The organism is Brevibacterium sp. CCUG 69071 (assembly GCF_021023135.1).
Taxonomy (GTDB): domain Bacteria; phylum Actinomycetota; class Actinomycetes; order Actinomycetales; family Brevibacteriaceae; genus Brevibacterium.
Genome location: NZ_PGFV01000002.1, coordinates 766,571 through 783,288, shown reverse-complemented (window position 1 = coordinate 783,288; position 16,718 = coordinate 766,571). Strand labels below are relative to the sequence as shown.

Genomic DNA, 16,718 nt, shown 5'->3' with positions numbered 1-16,718 from the left:
GACTTCCGACCACCTCCTCGGTGCTGGGACCCCGGCCCGATTTCTGCACGAAGGCCCGGCCCGGCCCAAGTCCCAATGCCGGGTAATGTGAAGGTGTCCTGTCACCGGCCCGAAGGAGACTTCAGTGAGCGATACGACGTCCACGCCGTTCGTCCAGCCCGATATCGACGCGATGACCGCGGTCCTCGACCGTCAGGCGCAGGCGCTCATCGATCAGGGCGGGTCCCTGGCCTGGGGAGTCTTCCGCCGAGGCGAAGCCGCGCGAGCCGTGAACGCTGACGTTCCCTACCGCATCGCCTCGATGACGAAGTCGTTCACAGCGACGGCCATCGGCTTCCTCGCCGCGAACGGCTTCGACCTCGACATGCCCTTCGCGCGGCTCGTCCCTGATCTTGCCGGCACCGAGGTGGCCGATCGCACCTGCCGTCAGGCCCTGACCATGGGCACCGGTTTCGCGAAGGACGACCCGTGGGCCGACCGGGTGGAGGCGATGACTCCGGCCGAGCTCATCGCCCATCTGCATCGCGGCGCCATCCCCATCGCCCCGGCCGACACCGGCTACGAGTACTCGAACCTCGGCTATGCCCTGCTCGGCGTCGTCGCCGAGGCGGTCACCGGGCGCTCGTTCATTGAGATCGTCACCACCGAGGTGCTCACTCCCCTCGGCCTCAATCGCACCGGCTTCGACCCTGCCGACTTCCCCGATCTCATCCCCGGCTTCCGTATCGACGCTCAGGGGTCGCTGCACCCGGCCGAGGTCACCGGCCCAGGAGTCTTCTCCCCCATCGGCGGGGTGATCTCGACGGTGCGCGACCTCGGGGCATGGATGAACGCCCATCTCGATGCTCTCGAGAACATCGACGACTATGCGCCGGGGTCGTGGTCACGGATCCTCGCCGACGATCAGCAGGCCCACCGGCTCGTCGAACTCCAGAGAAGCGAGCATCACACGGAGTCCCTGCACTACGGGTACGGCCTCGAGAACCGGCTCGATTCCCGGTTCGGTCGGGTCATCTGCCACTCCGGCGGCTACCCCGGCTTCGGCTCTCACATGCGCTGGTTCCCGGAACTGGGACTGAGCATCGTCGTCCTCGGCAACACCACCTACTATCCGGCCCAGCGCGTGGTCGCCGATGCCATCGACGCCGGTTGGGCCAGTGCCATCGGGTCTCCTGAGCTGCAGCTGAGCCGGACGACCACTTCGGTGCCGGCCCCGCGATACCCCGCCGGCCCGGCCCAGGCCGAGACGGTCCGGCGGGCGGCGAACCTTGTGGTCAACTTCGACGAGGCGGTCGCCGATGAGCTGTTCACCGTGAACGTGGACCTCGACGAACCCCGCACCGAACGGCGTGCCCGCTTCACCGCCTGGGCCGCGGAGAAGGGCCTCGATCGGGAGTTCACTTCCGCCGAGGTCACCATGGTCACCGCCCTCAAGGGAACGGTCACGGTGCCCGGCAGTGACGGACACGGCAACGACCGACGGGGTGAGGGACCCGGAGCACCGGCGACGATCACTGTCAGCCTCGACCACCTCGGCGCGGTGATGACGATCGGGCTCAGCGCCTGAACGACTGAGAACCTGAGCGACTGAGCCACGGACCGGCCCCGCCCGTGGCTCAGCCCCACGGACTCAGCGCCTGACTGACCCGGCGGCCCGGGCCTACCCGCCGGAGTTGAAGATCGCGTCGAGGGTGATCGGTTTGACGAGGTCGACGTAGACGAGCAGCGCGGTCATGCACAGCATCAGCCCGATGACGACGTAGGTCAGCGGCAGCAGCTTCGCTGTGTCGAAGGGGCCGATCTTTCCGCGGCCTCGCCACTTGTTGATCTGGCGGCGGGCCCCCTCGTAGAGGCCGACGGCGATGTGGCCGCCGTCGAGGGGCAGCAGCGGGATCATGTTGAACGCGAACAGGAAGATATTCAGCGAGCCGAGCATGCCAAGCCCGAGCTGCGCCTTCTCGACGATCTCGAGATGGTCGGTCGAGACGATCTCGCCGGCGATCCGCCCCACCCCGACCATTCCGACGAGGCCTTCGGAGTCGCGTTCCTTCTCCCCGGTGGCCACCTGGGCGATGTCGACGAGTTTGACCGGCAGGGTGATGATCGCGTGGAAGACCCCGGTGACCTGATCCCAGACGGCTCCGGGGAACTGGTCGAGCGGCAGCGACTGATGTTCTTGGACGGGGCCGACGCCGAAGAATCCCTCGGTCACGGTCTGCGGGGAGCCGTCGGGATTGGTCATCAGCTGTCCCTGATCGTCGACGCGGGGACGTTCGGAGGCGATGATCGGCACGGTCACGGACTGGGCCTGGCCGTCGCGGACGAAGTCGACCTCGACCCGCTGCCCGGCGTGCTCCTTGATCACTCCGGACAGTTCGTCCCAGTCCTCCGTCTCCACCCCGGCGACCGAAGTGATCTCGTCGCCCGGCTTGATCCCGGCCTCCCAAGCGGGAGTGAGCGGATCGTCGTCCTGGCAGGTGTTCTTGGCATCGGCGGGCCTCTGCGCGGCCTCCGAGGCGGGCACGGCGCATTCGACGACGGTCTCGACGGTCGTCGTCGGGGTGAGCACGCCGATGCCCAGCAGCGAGATCGCCATAATGATGATCCCGAGCACGAGATTGACCAGAGGGCCGGAGAACATGACGACGAGGCGTTTGGGAATGCTCAGCGCATAGAAGGTCCGATGCTCCTCCCCCGGCTCGATCTCCTGGTTCGAGAACTCGCGGGCATCGGCCATCGTGTTCTCGAACAGCCGCCCCTTCCGCTGCCGGCGTTCCCGCCTCGGCGCGTCCGCGGTGATGTCTGCGGGGTCGGCGGGGGCGCAGTCCTCGCCTGCGGCCGTCCCTGCGCGTCCTGCTGGAACGAGGGACTGCTTCGTCGCCTCGATCGGCGGGTACATGCCCGGCATGGCGATGAATCCGCCGAGCGGGAGTGCCTTGATGCCGTATTCGGTCTCGCCGCGGCGGAAGGAGAAGAGGGTCGGACCGAAGCCGACCATGTAGTGGGTGACCTTGACCCCGAAGCGCTTCGCCGGGGTCAGGTGGCCGAGTTCGTGAAGGGCGATCGAGATCGAGATGCCGATGAGGAACAGGATGATCCCGATGATGTAGAGCAGAACCGTCATCTCAGACCCCCGCCGCCTGCGGTGCGTGGGAGGTCGCATATTCGCGGGCGAACTCACGCGCCCACGCATCGGCGGCGAGCACCGTGTCCACGGTGTGCTCATCCGCAGGCGTGTGGGCGGCGAGAGCTTGGGCCAGTCCGTCGTCGATTCCGGTGAAAGACAGCTCTCCACTGACGAAGGCCTCGACGAGGACCTCGTTGGCGGCGTTGAACACGGCAGGGAAGCTCCGGCCACGGCGGCCCGCCTCGATGGCCAGGCCGAGTGCCGGGAAGGCCATATGGTTGACCGGTTCGAAGGACCAGTGCATGGGCTGACCCCAGTTGTTGGCCACCGCGCCCGAGGCCAGCCGGCGAGTCGAACCGTCGGACTGGGTACCCAGGGCATAGGAGATCGGCAGTCGCATGTCCGGGGGCGCGATCTGGGCCAGTGTCGAGGAATCGCTGAACTCGACCATCGACTGGACGTGGGACTGCGGGTGGACGACGACCTCGATGTGGTCGAAGTCGATGCCGAAGAGCAGGTGCGCCTCGATGACTTCGAGGCCCTTATTCACCAGGGTCGCGGAGTTGATGGTGATCATCGAGCCCATCGACCAGGTCGGATGTTTGAGCGCCTGGGCCGGGGTGACTCGGCGCAGGGCGTCACGGGTCATCCCGCGGAAGGGCCCGCCGGAGGCGGTGATGATGAGCTTGCTGACCTCGCCGTGGGTCCCGGAGCGCAGAGCCTGGGCGATGGCCGAATGCTCCCCGTCGACGGGCACGAGTCGGGCGCCGCTGCGGGCGGCGGCGTCGAGGACGATGGAGCCGCCGATGATGAGGGATTCCTTGTTCGCCAGGGCCACGTCGGAGCCTCGCTCGAGGGCGGCCAAGGTCGCACCGAGACCGACGGCCCCGGTCACCGCGTTGAGGACCATGTCGCAGTCGTTCCCAGCGACCGCCTCGGCGGCATTGTCCCCGAGTCGGATCTCTTCGACGGGATCGGCGATGCCCCGCTGGGCCGCCAGCTCACTCAGCCGCTGCCGGATCTCGGCCTCTCCCCCGGCCGGCGCGGTGGTCAGTCCGATGACGGGCACCGCGAAGTCGAGGGCCTGGGTCAGGAGCAGGTCGAGCTGGGTGCCGGCGGCGAGACCGACGATCTCGTAGGTCTCTCGGTGTTCGGAGAGGACGTCGAGGGCCTGCGTGCCGACCGATCCGGTCGAGCCGACTACAATGATTCTACGTTTGCTCACGCCTACCGATGATGCCAAAGTTCTCTGGGAAATGACTCGACAGTCCTCCTGCTGAACAGCGATACGGTGGGCGTGAAATCCGATTCGACGGCGAGAGAGGTTTTTATGAGTAAGGCGCTGAGCCCCGATGACATCCTGGGACTGGATTCGGTCTTCGAACCCGACGACCTCGAGTTCGCATCGATCGTGAAGAAGTGGCTGGACGAGAACGTCCGTGAGAAGATCGGCGACTACTTCCTCGAATCGACCATCCCCGCCCGCGAACTCGCCGAAGGACTCGGCGAACTCGGCCTCCTCGGCATGCACCTCGAGGGCTACGGCTGCGGCGGCTCCACCGCCACCCAGTACGGACTGGCCTGCCGTGAGCTCGAAGCCATCGACTCCGGTCTGCGCTCCCTCGTCTCCGTCCAGGGCTCCCTGGCGATGTTCGCCATCCACCACTTCGGTTCCGAAGCCCAGAAAGAGGAATGGCTGCCGAAGATGGCCGCCGGCAAAGCCATCGGCTGCTTCGGTCTGACCGAACCCGATGTCGGCTCCGACCCCTCCGGGATGAAGACCACGGCGAAGAAGGACGGGACCGACTGGATCCTCAACGGATCGAAGATGTGGATCACGAACTCCCCGGTCTCCGACGTCATAGTCGTCTGGGCCAAGATCGAGGAGACCGATGACAAGGGCAAGCAGATCGTGCGCGGCTTCGTCGTGCCCAGCGATACGCCCGGCGTGCAGACCCCGGAGATCCACCGCAAGATCTCCCTGCGGGCCTCGATCACCGGTGAGATCGTCCTCGACAACGTCCGCCTGCCCGAAGATGCGATGCTGCCCGAGGCCAAGGGACTCAAGGGGCCGCTGTCCTGCCTGTCCGAGGCCCGCTACGGCATCGTCTTCGGCGTCACCGGTGCCGCCCGCGACGCTCTGCTCTCGGCCCTCGAGTACACCGGCACCCGAATCCAGTTCGACCGTCCGCTGTCCTCATTCCAGATCAGCCAGCAGAAGCTCGCGAAAGCCTTCGGCCAGTACTCGCAGATCACCCTGCTCGCCGCTCACCTGGGCAAGCTCAAGGACTCGGAGAAGGGTGTGCGTCCCGAGCAGATCAGCCTCGGCAAGATGGTCAACGTCGACACCGCGATGAATGTCTGCCGTGACCTGCGCGCCCTGTTCGGCGGTTCAGGCATCACGAGTGAGTACCCGCCGCTGCGTCACGCGGTCAACCTCGAGACCGTGCTCACCTACGAGGGCACCCACGAGGTCCACCAGCTCACCCTCGGCCGCTCCCTGACCGGAATCAACGCCTTCGCGAACTGAGCCGCCAGCGGCCAGCCAGCGGAGTCGGCCCGTTGGCGCTTGCAACCGCTGGCCAGAAGACCCCATGCATCGGACTAGTCCATAGCAGTCGGTCTTCTGGCCAGCGGTTGTCTGTATCTGCCGCGCACCGCGCCGACGTACTTGCCGTCAGCGCCGGAGTTCCAGCACCGCCGTCTGCTCGTCCTCGCCGAGGTGGCTGTGCGTCGTGTACCCGAGTTCCCGGGCATAAGCGGCGGCTGTTTCAGTCTGCCCGTGACCGACTTCGATGAGTACGGTCCCATCCGGGCGCAGCCAGTCAAGCGATTCTGCGATGAGGCGTCTGACCAGGTCGAGCCCGTCTGCCCCGCCGAACAAGGCGTTCGGTGACTCATGGTCCGTGGCCTCCCGCGGGAGGAATTCCCGCGCCGATTCGGGCACGTAGGGAGGCACCGCGCAGATGACAGCGACGCGGCCGGCCAATTCGGACGGCAGGCCCGACAGGCAATCGAGCAGGTGGATACCCGCTCCGGTCCCGACGTTCGCACGGGCACAGTCGAGTGCCCTCTGATCTCGATCGCCGAGGTGGATGGTCGTTCCCGGAAGAACACGGGCGACCGTGCTCGCAACCGGACCGATCCCGCAGAAGGCTTCGACGAGCACCGCGGCGTCTTCGGCCATGCGGAGTACGCGGGTGGTGTGCTCGGCCAGCAGGGTCGTCCGCTGCCGGGGAACGAACACTCCCGGGACGACGGTGAGCCTGTGGCCTGCGAATTCGACCCAGCCTACGATCTGCTCGAGGGGTTCACCCGCGACTCGGCGGGCGAGCATCCCATCCAGCGTGGCCGGCGCGGAAGTGGCGGCCACGAGCAGAATGGCCGCCTCTTCCTCGGCGAAGACGCAGCCTGCGGCCCTGAGCTCACTCACAAGCGCCGCGACTGAATCAGCCTCCGACGGCTCAGGCTTCAGGGAGAACCTCGGCGCGCAGCCAGTCGTGGCTCGCACGGGCGTCGAGCACACCGGCCGAAGTGAGGACCAGCGGTCGCTCGGGTGTGAGCGGGACAACTTCGGCGGATTCGACGCGGGAGTCGCGCATCGCCTGGTCGAGGTTGGCCGTCTGCTCACCCAAGGTGGCGCCGACACCTTCGAAACGTGAGCGGGTGACCTTGACCGAGGCGCGCCCCGGTTCGACGGGCTGGGTCTCGATCGCGTGAATGCGAACCACGGGACCATCACCGGCCTCGGCGGGCTCCTCCCCCACGACTCCGTCGGCTTGGCGTCCGTTTTCCTGGCGCGCATCGACGATGACGCCGATCCGCGCGGCAGCCAGGATGCTCAGCGCCCGCGCCGTCGGCGGAACATCCTCGGCGATGGTCAGTCGGATTCCGGACTCCGGGTCGATTCCCATCGTCCGCAGCACTCCGGCGAGTTTCGCGCTCCGGTCGAGCACCTCGGCGCGGTCGAGCTCGATCGGCTTCGACAGCGCCTTGACCAAGCGCGGGTCGCTGACCTCACGTCCGTCGACGAGCGGCCGCTCCGGGGCCGGACCCGTCAGCACGATGTCATCGGCGCCGCCCATGACGATCGGGAAGTCGAGGAGTTCGTAGACCGGATTGAGCGTGCCGGGCGAGGTGCTCGTCGGTGCAGAGAAGAAGTGGAACTCAGTCAACGGAGGCCATCACCTCGACGACGCGGTCGATGAACGCATCGACCTGGTCCTCGTCGTAGGCCTTGTTGCCCTTCGCGGTCTTGAACAGCACGCGACGGACCTGGTCGACGCTCATCGCCACGCCCTGCGTGAAGTAGGCGTTGACCTTGTCGCACATGTCGTCGACCTGGACGATGTCGTAGCCGATGACGCCGGGTGCCGGATTGTCGAAGCGTTCGCCGGATTCGCGGACCAGGCGTCCTCGCAGGGACGCGGCGACGCGGGTGAGCTCGGAGACCCAGGCGTCCTGTCCGGATTGGGCGATGAGCCGGTCGCGGGCCTGCTTGGCGAAGGCGTCCTCGAGGCGGTCGAGGGCGGCGTCGACGACGGCGACGTGGTAGCCCTTGCGGACGAGGTCGAAGCCGACGGTGCGCACGGCACGGGAGTCGAGGTCACCGGGCTGGGGGGTCGGGCGCTCGAAGGATTCACGAGCACGCTTGAAGAAGCTGTCGACCTGTTTCGGGTCGTACCCGTTCTTCCACCCGGACATTCGAGGGAAAGTCGTGTCCGCCATGTCTCCTCCAGAAGCGAATCGTGCGAATGTGTCGTTTCCACCATGATAAATGGATGGCGGGGAATTTGCGTGCCCGGGGCTGCTCAGTCGGCGGCGGCGAGCTGTCCGCAGGCACCGTCGATGTCGGAGCCGCGGGTGTCGCGGATCGTCGTCGGGATGCCTTGGTCGATGAGTCGGCGGACGAATTCGTTCGCGACTTCAGGCTCGGACGCCGTCCACACCGAGCCTGGGGTCGGGTTGAGCGGGATCGGGTTGACGTGGACCCAGCCGCGGCCGCGGGCGTTGAGCTTCTTCGCCAGCAGCTCCGCACGCCATGCGTGGTCGTTCATGTCCTTGATCAGCGCATATTCGATGCTCACGCGACGACCGGTGACCTGGTAGTAGTTGAACGCGGCGTCGATGGCCTCGTCGGCTTTCCACCGGGTGTTGACCGGGATCATCTCGTCGCGCAGCTCATCGTCGGGGGCGTGGAGGCTGAGCGCGAAGGTCACGGGGATGTCCTCGGCGGCGAGTTTGTTGATGCCGGGCACCAGGCCGACCGTGGACACGGTGATCCGGCGGGCAGACATGCCCAGGCCGCCGGGTGCGGGTTCGACGAACCGGCGCACCGCGTTCATCACGCGCTTGTAGTTGGCCAGGGGTTCGCCCATGCCCATGAACACGATGTTCGAGACCCGTTCGGGTCCCGTCGCCGAGGTGGCCGGCCCGGATCCGGTCGAAGCGCCGGCGGACGCTGACGCTCCGTCCTCGCCCCAGCTCGGCTCCTCGCCCTGTTCCTCATCGGCTTCGGCGCCCAGAGCGGTCTCTCCGGCACCCGGCATGTCCGAGGACGGAGCCGCGGCGAGCTCACCGGCGGCGATGACCTGGTTGGCGCGAACCACCTGCTCGACGATCTCCGCGGTCGACATATTGCGGGTCAGGCCCTGCTGTCCGGTGGCGCAGAACGGGCAGTTCATGCCGCAGCCGCACTGGCTCGATACGCACAGAGTGACGCGGTTGCGGTAGCGCATGAGCACGGATTCGACGAGCGCGCCGTCGAAGAGGCGCCACAGGAACTTGATGGTGTCGCCGTTCTCGGTGCGCAGGCGGCGGACCTCGGTGAGCAGATGTGGGAAAAAGCGCTCCTGCACCTGGGCCCGCAGGTCCTTGGGCAGGTCCGTCATCGACTCGGCGTCGGTCTGGAAGTGGGTGAAGTAGTGGGTGGAGATCTGCTTGGCGCGGAAGGCGGGCAGGCCCATCTCCTTGACGGCGTCGATGCGCTCGTCCATGCTCATGTCCGCCAGATGCTGCTGCGGCTGGCTGACCCGCGGGGACTTGAAATTGAGAAGGGGGCGGCCGTCACGCGTCGGTGTCGTCGACGTGGTGCCGTCGGGATGCTCCACGACGGGACGGGTCTGCCTTCTGCCTGCTTGAGAACTCACACACCTATTGTCTCATGATGCGGCCGTCGCTGTGGTGTGCGGACCGCCACGCCGCGAGCGGTGAGCCTCAGCGGCAGCCGGGCCTCAGAGGTAGCCGGGCAGGACCGAGAACATCACAAGGGCCACGGGCGCGGTCGGCAGGATCGAGTCGAGTCGGTCCATCACACCACCGTGGCCCGGCAGCAGGGTGCCCATGTCCTTGAGGTCGAGGTCGCGTTTGATCATCGATTCGCTGAAGTCGCCGAGGGTGGCGAACGCCGGCATCACCGCACCGAAGACGAGCCCGGTCCAGATCGGCGCATCGAAGAGGGTGACGGCCAGGATCGTCGCCACGGCGGCGGCGAACACCACCGACCCGAGGTAGCCTTCCCACGATTTCTTCGGTGAGATCGTCGGGGCGATGGGGTGCTTGCCCCAGAGGACGCCGAAGATGTAGCCGCCGACATCCGAGGCGACGACGGCGGCGAGGAACAGGATGACGTAGAAGTTGCCGTTCGGCTGGGTGATCAGGTAGACGACGAAGCAGGCCATGAGGCCGACATAGGTGAGCGCGAACAGGGACAGGGACACGTCCTTGACCGCGTTCTTGCGCCTCTCGACCATCGTGAAGAGCATGACGGCTCCGGCGCTGGCGGCAAAGGTCACCCACAGGGCCTCGCGGCCGCCGACGTAGGTCGCCACGACCATACAGGCCGCAGAGATCATCGTCGGCACTCGGGACACCAGCGAGCCGGACCGTGAGAGCGCGTTCGCCAGCTCCCACATCGCCGCGACGATGGCCACGAGGATGATGAAGATGAAGGAGATGGGCAGGAAGATCAACGAGGCGAGGACGATCCCGCCGATGAGGAGACCGATGCCGATGGCGGCGGGAAGATTGCGACCGGCTTTGCCGTAGTCCTTGGCGGCCACCTCGGCGGGTTCTGTCACCGATTCCGGGATCGGCGCGAACTCCGGATCATCCGGGGAATAGGTCTTGTCGGAATTGCGGAGGTCCCGACGTCGGGGGTACGGGTTCTCCGCCGCCGACGCACGCGGCTCCTCCGGCTCCCCGAGGGGAGCCGGATCGGAGGAGAGGCTGTCGGACCCGGTCACAGCGATCATCAGACCTCGAGAAGCTCAGCTTCCTTCTGGGAAAGCAGCTGATCGACGTTCTCGACCTTCTTCTTCGTCAGATCATCGAGCTCGGAGATGCCGCGGGTGACTTCGTCCTCCCCGGCCTCGCCGTCCTTCTTGATGCGCTCAAGGGTCTCCTTGGCGTGGCGGCGGATGTTGCGGATCGAGACCTTGCCGTCTTCGGCCTTGCCCTTGACGATCTTGACGTATTCCTTGCGGCGCTCCTCGGTCAGCTCCGGGAGCACGACGCGGATGACGTTGCCGTCGTTGGCCGGGTTCGCTCCGATGTCCGAGTTGCGCAGTGCGTTCTCGATGTCGTTCAGCGTGCCCTTGTCATAGGGGGTAACGAGGATCGTTCGAGCCTCGGGAGTCTGGAAAGAGGCCAGCTGCTGCAGCGGGGTCGGGGCACCGTAGTACTCGATCTCGATCTCGGCGAACAGGGCCGGGTTGGCGCGTCCGGTGCGGATCGACGCGAAGTCGTCCTGCGTGAACTCGACGGCTTTGTCCATCTTCTCTCTGGCTTCGGCCAGTGTCTCTTCAATCACGACTCACTCTTTTCGTATCTGGGAGCTTTGGATTCATTCTATGGGCCATAGGTCACAATTTCCTCACCGAACCGGTATCGGAGTGTTCTGACCTGCACGTATGCTGCCCGGCTGTCTCAGTGGATGATGGCCTCAGTGGACAATCTCAGTGGACGACGGTGCCGATCTTCTCGCCGACGATGGCTTTCCGGAGGTTGCCCTCGCCCTCCATCCCGAAGACGTGCATCGGGAGCTTGTTGTCCATGCACAGGGAGAACGCGGTGGCGTCGACGACCTTGAGGCCCTTCTGCAGCGCCTCCTGGTAGGTGATCTCCTTGATCTTCTCCGCACTCGGGTCGATCTTCGGGTCCGCGGTGTATACGCCGTCGACACCGTTCTTCGCGATGAGGACCTCATCGGCGTGGATCTCGAGTGCGCGCTGGGCGGCGACGGTGTCGGTGGAGAAATAGGGCAGTCCGGCTCCGGCGCCGAAGATGACGACCCGGTTCTTCTCCATGTGGCGCATGGCGCGACGGGGAATATAGGACTCGGCGACCTGCGACATGGGGATCGCGGTCTGCACCCGGGTGTCAACCCCGGTCTGTTCGAGGAAGTCCTGGAGAGCCAGGCAGTTCATCACGGTTCCGAGCATGCCCATGTAATCGGCACGCGTGCGGTCCATGCCGCGCTGGGAGAGTTCGGCACCGCGGAAGAAGTTGCCGCCGCCGACGACGATGCTGACTTCGACCTCTTCTGCGGTGGGGGCGACCTCACGGGCGACCGCGGCGACGACATCGGGATCGACACCGATCTTGCCTCCGCCGAAGACCTCGCCCGAGAGCTTGAGGAGCACTCGGCGCCGATGGGTGCGAACGGGTCTGCTGGCAAGGCTGGATTCGTGAACCGGAGTACTTGTCATTAAGTCCTTCTTCCGTGCGGGCAGATGGGAGCCCGGATGGTCATCGGGGCAAGTCTAGCGAAAACGGGGCCGGACCGATTGGTCCGACCCCGTCTCATGCCGGTGAGGTTTCACTCATGAGTGAGCTTCCGCTCTCCGGCCGCCCACTCACAGGTGAACCTGTTCAGGGGCGTGGACTGCGCGGCGGGCGGTGACCCGCCGGGCGGTCAGTGGTGCTTCAGGCTCCGACGCGGAAGCGCACGAAGCCGGTGGCCTTGACCCCGGCAGCTTCGAGGATCTTCGCCACGGACTGCTTGGGCTCCTTGGCGAAGCCCTGGTCGAGCAGGCAGTTTTCCTTGAAGAAGCCGTTGACGCGACCTTCGATGATCTTCGGGATGGCCTGTTCGGGCTTTCCCTCGTTCTTCGCGGTGTCTTCGGCGATGCGGCGCTCGTTCTCCACGAGTTCGGCAGGCACCTCGTCGCGGGAGAAGTACTTCGGGCTCAGCGCGGCGATGTGCACGGCGACATCGTGAGCGACGGCGGAGTCGTCACCCTCGTAGGCCAGCAGAACGCCGACCTGCGGAGGCAGGTCCTTGTTCGTGCGGTGGAGGTAGGACTCGACGTTCCCACCTTCGAGGCGAGCCACGCGACGCAGGGCGACCTTCTCGCCGAGGGTCGCACCGCTCTCGGTGATGAACTGCGAGACTGGCTTGCCGTCGGTCTCGGCCCCGAGCAGCGCCTCGGCCGAGTCGGCCTTGTTCGCCACGGCGAGTTCGAGGACCTGGTCGGCCAGAGCGATGAACGGGTCGGACTTCGCCACGAAGTCGGTCTCCGAGTTCAGCTCGATGATGGTTCCGACTCCGCCGTCCACGTGGGTGGCGACGAGTCCGTCGGAGGTGGAGCGGCCCTCACGCTTGGTGGCGCCCTTGAGGCCCTTCACGCGGAGCAGCTCGATTGCCTTCGCCTGGTCGCCGTCAGCCTCATCGAGGGCCTTCTTGACGTCCATCATTCCGGCGCCGGTCTTCTCGCGCAGTGCCTTGATGTCAGCGGCAGTGTAGTTTGCCATTCGTTCTCCTAAGGGTGGTGGAGTGGGCGGAAATCAGGACTCGGTCGACTCTGCGGACTCCGCAGCAGCCTCGGCGGGCTCTTCGCTCGCTTCGGCGGCGGGGGCAGCCTCAGCCTCGGCGGGAGCAGCGGCTTCGGCCGGAGCGGCCTCAGCGGGAGCAGCTTCGGCGGGAGCAGCCTCGGTGGCGGTCTCCTCCGAGGTGGAGGCGTTGCCTTCGAGGAGCTCGCGCTCCCACTCGGGCATCGGCTCGACGGCGGAGACGTTCTTCTCTCCACCTGCGTCGTCCGAGGAGTGTCGGGCGATGAGGCCCTCGGCCACGGCGTCGGCGATCACGCGGGTGAGCAGCGAGACCGAGCGGATGGCGTCGTCGTTGCCCGGGATCGGGTAGGTGACGTCATCGGGGTCGCAGTTGGTGTCGAGGATGCCGATGACCGGGATGCCCAGCTTCTTGGCTTCGTCGACGGCGAGGTGTTCCTTCTTGGTGTCGACGATCCAGACGGCCGACGGGGTCCGCTGCATGTCGCGGATACCGCCGAGGGTCTTCTCGAGCTTGTCCTTCTCACGACGGAGAATGAGCAGTTCCTTCTTGGTGTGCGAGGAACCGGCAACGTCGTCGAAGTCGATCTCTTCGAGTTCCTTGAGGCGACGCAGACGCAGGGAGATGGTCTGGAAGTTCGTGAGCATACCGCCGAGCCAACGCTGGTTGACGAAGGGCTGACCCACGCGCTTGGCCTGCTCGGCGATGGATTCCTGGGCCTGCTTCTTGGTGCCGACGAACAGGATCGAACCACCGTGCGAGACGGTTTCCTTGACGAATTCGAAGGCGTTGTCGATGTAGCCCAGCGACTTCTGGAGGTCGATGATGTAGATGCCGTTGCGCTCGGTGAAGATGAAGCGCTTCATCTTCGGGTTCCAACGACGGGTCTGGTGTCCAAAGTGAACGCCGCTGTCGAGCAGCTGGCGGATGGTGACGACGGCCATGCCGACGCCCTCCTTTCTCTCGCACCGCGAAGGCGCTTTTACGTCACAGCCGGTCGTCGATTCTGCTGACGGCGACGGTGACATTTTCGGTTGATTCCTGGTATCCGGTTCGTCCGCCCCACAAGTGAGCCCAGACGGGTTCCCTTGCACCATGGGATGGAGAAGAATTCGGATACGCGTAGTCAGAAGACACGCTTCTGCTGAGGCCAGTCTAGCCCGGTTGGGCAAGCCATTTCCAATCGGGGTCGGAAGGCTCGCGGGGCTCACTGACACCGACTTGCGGAAGCTGCGTGGGTGTCACCGACACCGACTTGCGTGCTGTGAGCTGTGGATAGATAGCGTCGCCCGCCGAGGTTGTCCTGGGCCGACTCGGTCGCGTTCGTTCGGTGGGACGACGTCCACCTCTGTGACCGTGCATCGGGAGCCCGGACTCAAGTGCGACGAGCTGTGGATTGCGCATCCACTTGCGCGTCATCTGCCTGTGGACGATGAACAGCCTTCCACAGGTGAAGTCGGCGGTGCTGACACGCAACCTGTCGGGAGGTTTCCATGGCCTTATGAACCCCTTCTCTCTCGATCCGCCGCGGTCACTGCATCCCCTGTCCGGTCGCCGCCTGCACTCGGCGCAGGCTCGTCGCGCACGGTTCATCATCACCGCGCTCTTCCTCTCGTTCGTGCTGGCCCTTGCCGCCCCAGCGGGTGACGGCGCGGTACAGGCAGATACGCGTGGGTCCAGTGGGCATGGTGGGTCCGGCAAGGTCAGTGGGCCCGTTGGAGCCAGTAACGCTGGTGGGTCCAGCGGAACTGGCGCGTCCGAGACGACGTGGGTTTCCCCCGTGCCGGCGATGGAGATCATCGAGGCCTTCGACCCGCCGGACAAACCCTGGCTCAAAGGCCACCGCGGAATCGACGTGCTCGCCGTCGACGGTGAGCCGCTGCGCGCACCGACTGCCAGCAGCATCCGCTTCCGCGGGTCCGTGGCGGGAACACCGACCGTGAGCATCGAAACCGACTCCGGCCATGTGGTGTCGTTCCAGCCGGCGAGCACAGAGAGGAAGAAGGGCGATGAGTTCGCCGCAGGTGAGGAGATCGGAGTCGTCGCCGAGGGTACCCACTGCGAGAAGTCCTGTCTGCACATCGGTGTGTGGACGGCAGCGAGCAATAAGGACTATATCGATCCGGCACAGTTCTTCGGCCACGAGCAGTCGATTCTGCTTCCTTTGAAACGCAAACCCGCCGAAGAGCCCGCCGGCGGCAGTGACAGCACCACTTCGGGAGCGGGAGCCTGGGGCGGACACAGCAACGGCCGGATCCCCGCCTCGGCGATGTGCCCGCTGACGACCGCGCCCGGGCACATGCTGCGCTGTGACGCGCAGAAGGCCTTCGATCGCCTCTCCCACGCCTTCGAAGCTCGCTTCAAAGTGCCGATCTCGGTGACGGATTCCTATCGCGACTACGCGACCCAGGTCATCCTCAAGAAGCGCAAGGGGCGGATGGCGGCAACCCCGGGAACCTCGAATCACGGGTGGGCGCTGGCGGTCGACCTCGGTGGCGGAATCAATTCCTTCGGCAGCGCCCAGCACCAGTGGATGCGGGCGAACGCACCGAAGTTCGGGTGGATCCATCCCGGGTGGGCTCGGCAGACCGGGTCGCTGCCGGAGCCCTGGCACTGGGAGTTCCGGAAGTGAAGTGAGGCTTCCGTGGGTCGAGGTGGCGAACTCCCGACGGACTGCTCTAGGGCGATGATCAGAGCCGTTCGTGAGCAATAGTCCGGGCCCTTCTTGAGCTATGACTCGGCCCGGCAGCGAGATCAGGCCCGGGGGTGGGCCTGCCGGTAGGTCTCCTGGAGTCGCTGCATGGAGACGTGCGTATAGATCTGAGTGCTGGACATGGTCGAGTGTCCGAGCAGCTCCTGGATCTGGCGGAGGTCGGCTCCCCGATCGAGCATGTGCGTGGCCGCCGAGTGGCGGAGTCCGTGCGGGCCGATGTCCGGGGCGCTGGGGTCGTTCGCCCCGTAGTGATGGACGAGCTCTCTGACCTGACGGGCCCCGATTCGCCCACCACGTAAGCCGAGGAACAGGGCGTCACCGCTGTTCGCCGAGGCGAAGGTCTCGCGCACACTCAACCAGGCGCTGAGCGCCTGCCGGGCCGGGATGCCGAAGGGCACCCGCCGTTCCTTGTTGCCCTTGCCGAGCACGGTGATCATCGACGCGCGCTGATCGATGTCCGCACGGTCGAGTCCGGTCAGCTCCGAGACACGCACCGCCGTGGCATAGAGCAGTTCGAGGATCGCTGCGTCGCGGAGACCTTTGGCGATCTCGACAGGATCGGGTTCGCCGGCTGGTCCCGAGTCGCCGTCGACCGCGTCGGAATTGTCTTGACCGCGAGCGCCGTCATTCGCGGAATCGGAGGATCGCGCGGAGCCGCCGGTTCCGGCCCGTGCGCGAGAGCCGGCGGTGATGAGGTCGGCCGCCTGCTGGGGCTTGAGCACGGTCGGCAGGCGAGAGTCCTTCTTGGGTGTACGCAGACGGGCGGCCGGATTGCTCTTCAGACCGAGCTGGTCGACCCCGTAGGAGAAGAAGGATTTGATGGCGGCGATCTTGCGGGCCACCGTCGACTTCGCTGCTCCGGCATCGTCGAGGGCGATGAGCCAGGAGCGCAGATCATTCAGCCCGATGGAGCTGACATCGATTTCGGTCTTCGCCGAGGTGGTGTGGTCGAAGAAGTCGGAGACATCGGAGACATAGGCCCGCGAGGTGTGTTCGGACACGCCACGCGCCCGGAGGTGTTCGGCATAGCCGGACACCACTTCGGCGACGGTCGACGATGTGCTCATTCCCCCAGGTTACGCGCTCTC

Annotated in this window: 16 protein-coding genes; 3 read left to right on the top strand and 13 right to left on the bottom strand. The window is 65.9% G+C overall.

All coding sequences use genetic code 11. The features are described from left to right. Positions 1-124 precede the first annotated feature (124 nt). Positions 125-1,567 (top strand): serine hydrolase domain-containing protein, encoded by a 1,443-nt coding sequence (locus tag CV023_RS08790; protein ID WP_230745083.1) that lies wholly within the window; start codon positions 125-127, stop codon positions 1,565-1,567. 93 nt (positions 1,568-1,660) lie between these two features. Here CV023_RS08790 and CV023_RS08785 read toward each other — a convergent pair whose 3' ends face one another. Further along, on the bottom strand, positions 1,661-3,124 hold the full coding sequence (locus CV023_RS08785; RefSeq protein ID WP_284934617.1) for a M50 family metallopeptidase: 1,464 nt from the start codon (positions 3,122-3,124) through the stop codon (positions 1,661-1,663). Between the two features lies 1 nt (position 3,125). Further along, positions 3,126-4,352 carry a 1-deoxy-D-xylulose-5-phosphate reductoisomerase gene (gene dxr, locus CV023_RS08780; RefSeq protein WP_230745082.1) on the bottom strand — a complete coding sequence of 409 codons (1,227 nt, stop codon included), beginning with the start codon at positions 4,350-4,352 and terminating at the stop codon, positions 3,126-3,128. A gap of 105 nt (positions 4,353-4,457) precedes the next feature. Here dxr and CV023_RS08775 point away from each other — a divergent pair, with 105 nt between their 5' ends. Beyond that, complete coding sequence (locus tag CV023_RS08775) at positions 4,458-5,657, top strand: acyl-CoA dehydrogenase family protein (protein WP_230745081.1); 1,200 nt, start codon at positions 4,458-4,460, stop codon at positions 5,655-5,657. A gap of 147 nt (positions 5,658-5,804) precedes the next feature. Here CV023_RS08775 and CV023_RS08770 read toward each other — a convergent pair whose 3' ends face one another. From CV023_RS08770 to CV023_RS08725, 10 genes are all read right to left on the bottom strand, one after another. Beyond that, positions 5,805-6,560, bottom strand: coding sequence for a N5-glutamine methyltransferase family protein (locus CV023_RS08770; RefSeq protein ID WP_230745080.1), 756 nt, complete (start codon positions 6,558-6,560; stop codon positions 5,805-5,807). A gap of 31 nt (positions 6,561-6,591) precedes the next feature. Beyond that, positions 6,592-7,302 carry a hypothetical protein gene (locus CV023_RS08765; protein WP_230745079.1) on the bottom strand — a complete coding sequence of 237 codons (711 nt, stop codon included), beginning with the start codon at positions 7,300-7,302 and terminating at the stop codon, positions 6,592-6,594. Next, positions 7,295-7,855 carry a DivIVA domain-containing protein gene (locus CV023_RS08760; RefSeq protein WP_230745078.1) on the bottom strand — a complete coding sequence of 187 codons (561 nt, stop codon included), beginning with the start codon at positions 7,853-7,855 and terminating at the stop codon, positions 7,295-7,297. Before CV023_RS08760 ends, CV023_RS08765 begins: the two co-directional genes overlap by 8 nt. Before the next feature lie 83 nt (positions 7,856-7,938). After that, a complete protein-coding gene (gene rlmN, locus CV023_RS08755) occupies positions 7,939-9,237 on the bottom strand; it encodes a 23S rRNA (adenine(2503)-C(2))-methyltransferase RlmN (protein WP_230745191.1) in 1,299 nt (432 codons plus the stop codon). A 123-nt stretch (positions 9,238-9,360) separates the two neighbouring features. Next, positions 9,361-10,380 (bottom strand): phosphatidate cytidylyltransferase, encoded by a 1,020-nt coding sequence (locus CV023_RS08750; RefSeq protein WP_230745077.1) that lies wholly within the window; start codon positions 10,378-10,380, stop codon positions 9,361-9,363. Next, on the bottom strand, positions 10,380-10,937 hold the full coding sequence (gene frr / locus CV023_RS08745; RefSeq protein WP_230745076.1) for a ribosome recycling factor: 558 nt from the start codon (positions 10,935-10,937) through the stop codon (positions 10,380-10,382). The genes CV023_RS08750 and frr overlap by 1 nt, the downstream gene beginning before the upstream one ends. A gap of 145 nt (positions 10,938-11,082) precedes the next feature. Beyond that, on the bottom strand, positions 11,083-11,835 hold the full coding sequence (pyrH, locus tag CV023_RS08740) for a UMP kinase (protein WP_230745075.1): 753 nt from the start codon (positions 11,833-11,835) through the stop codon (positions 11,083-11,085). Between the two features lie 217 nt (positions 11,836-12,052). After that, positions 12,053-12,880, bottom strand: coding sequence for a translation elongation factor Ts (gene tsf, locus CV023_RS08735; RefSeq protein ID WP_230745074.1), 828 nt, complete (start codon positions 12,878-12,880; stop codon positions 12,053-12,055). A gap of 33 nt (positions 12,881-12,913) precedes the next feature. Continuing rightward, positions 12,914-13,861: a 30S ribosomal protein S2 gene (rpsB, locus tag CV023_RS08730; RefSeq protein WP_230745073.1), complete on the bottom strand. Its 948-nt coding sequence runs from the start codon at positions 13,859-13,861 to the stop codon at positions 12,914-12,916. 587 nt (positions 13,862-14,448) lie between these two features. Further along, the gene (locus tag CV023_RS08725; RefSeq protein WP_230745072.1) at positions 14,449-14,604 is read right to left on the bottom strand and encodes a hypothetical protein; all 156 of its coding nucleotides are present in this window, start codon (positions 14,602-14,604) and stop codon (positions 14,449-14,451) included. Positions 14,605-14,706: 102 nt separating this feature from the next. Here CV023_RS08725 and CV023_RS08720 point away from each other — a divergent pair, with 102 nt between their 5' ends. Further along, complete coding sequence (locus CV023_RS08720) at positions 14,707-15,549, top strand: D-alanyl-D-alanine carboxypeptidase family protein (RefSeq protein WP_230745071.1); 843 nt, start codon at positions 14,707-14,709, stop codon at positions 15,547-15,549. A gap of 122 nt (positions 15,550-15,671) precedes the next feature. Here the strand turns inward: CV023_RS08720 and CV023_RS08715 are convergent, their stop codons facing one another. Further along, complete coding sequence (locus CV023_RS08715; protein ID WP_230745070.1) at positions 15,672-16,697, bottom strand: tyrosine recombinase XerC; 1,026 nt, start codon at positions 16,695-16,697, stop codon at positions 15,672-15,674. Between the last annotated feature and the right edge of the window lie 21 nt (positions 16,698-16,718).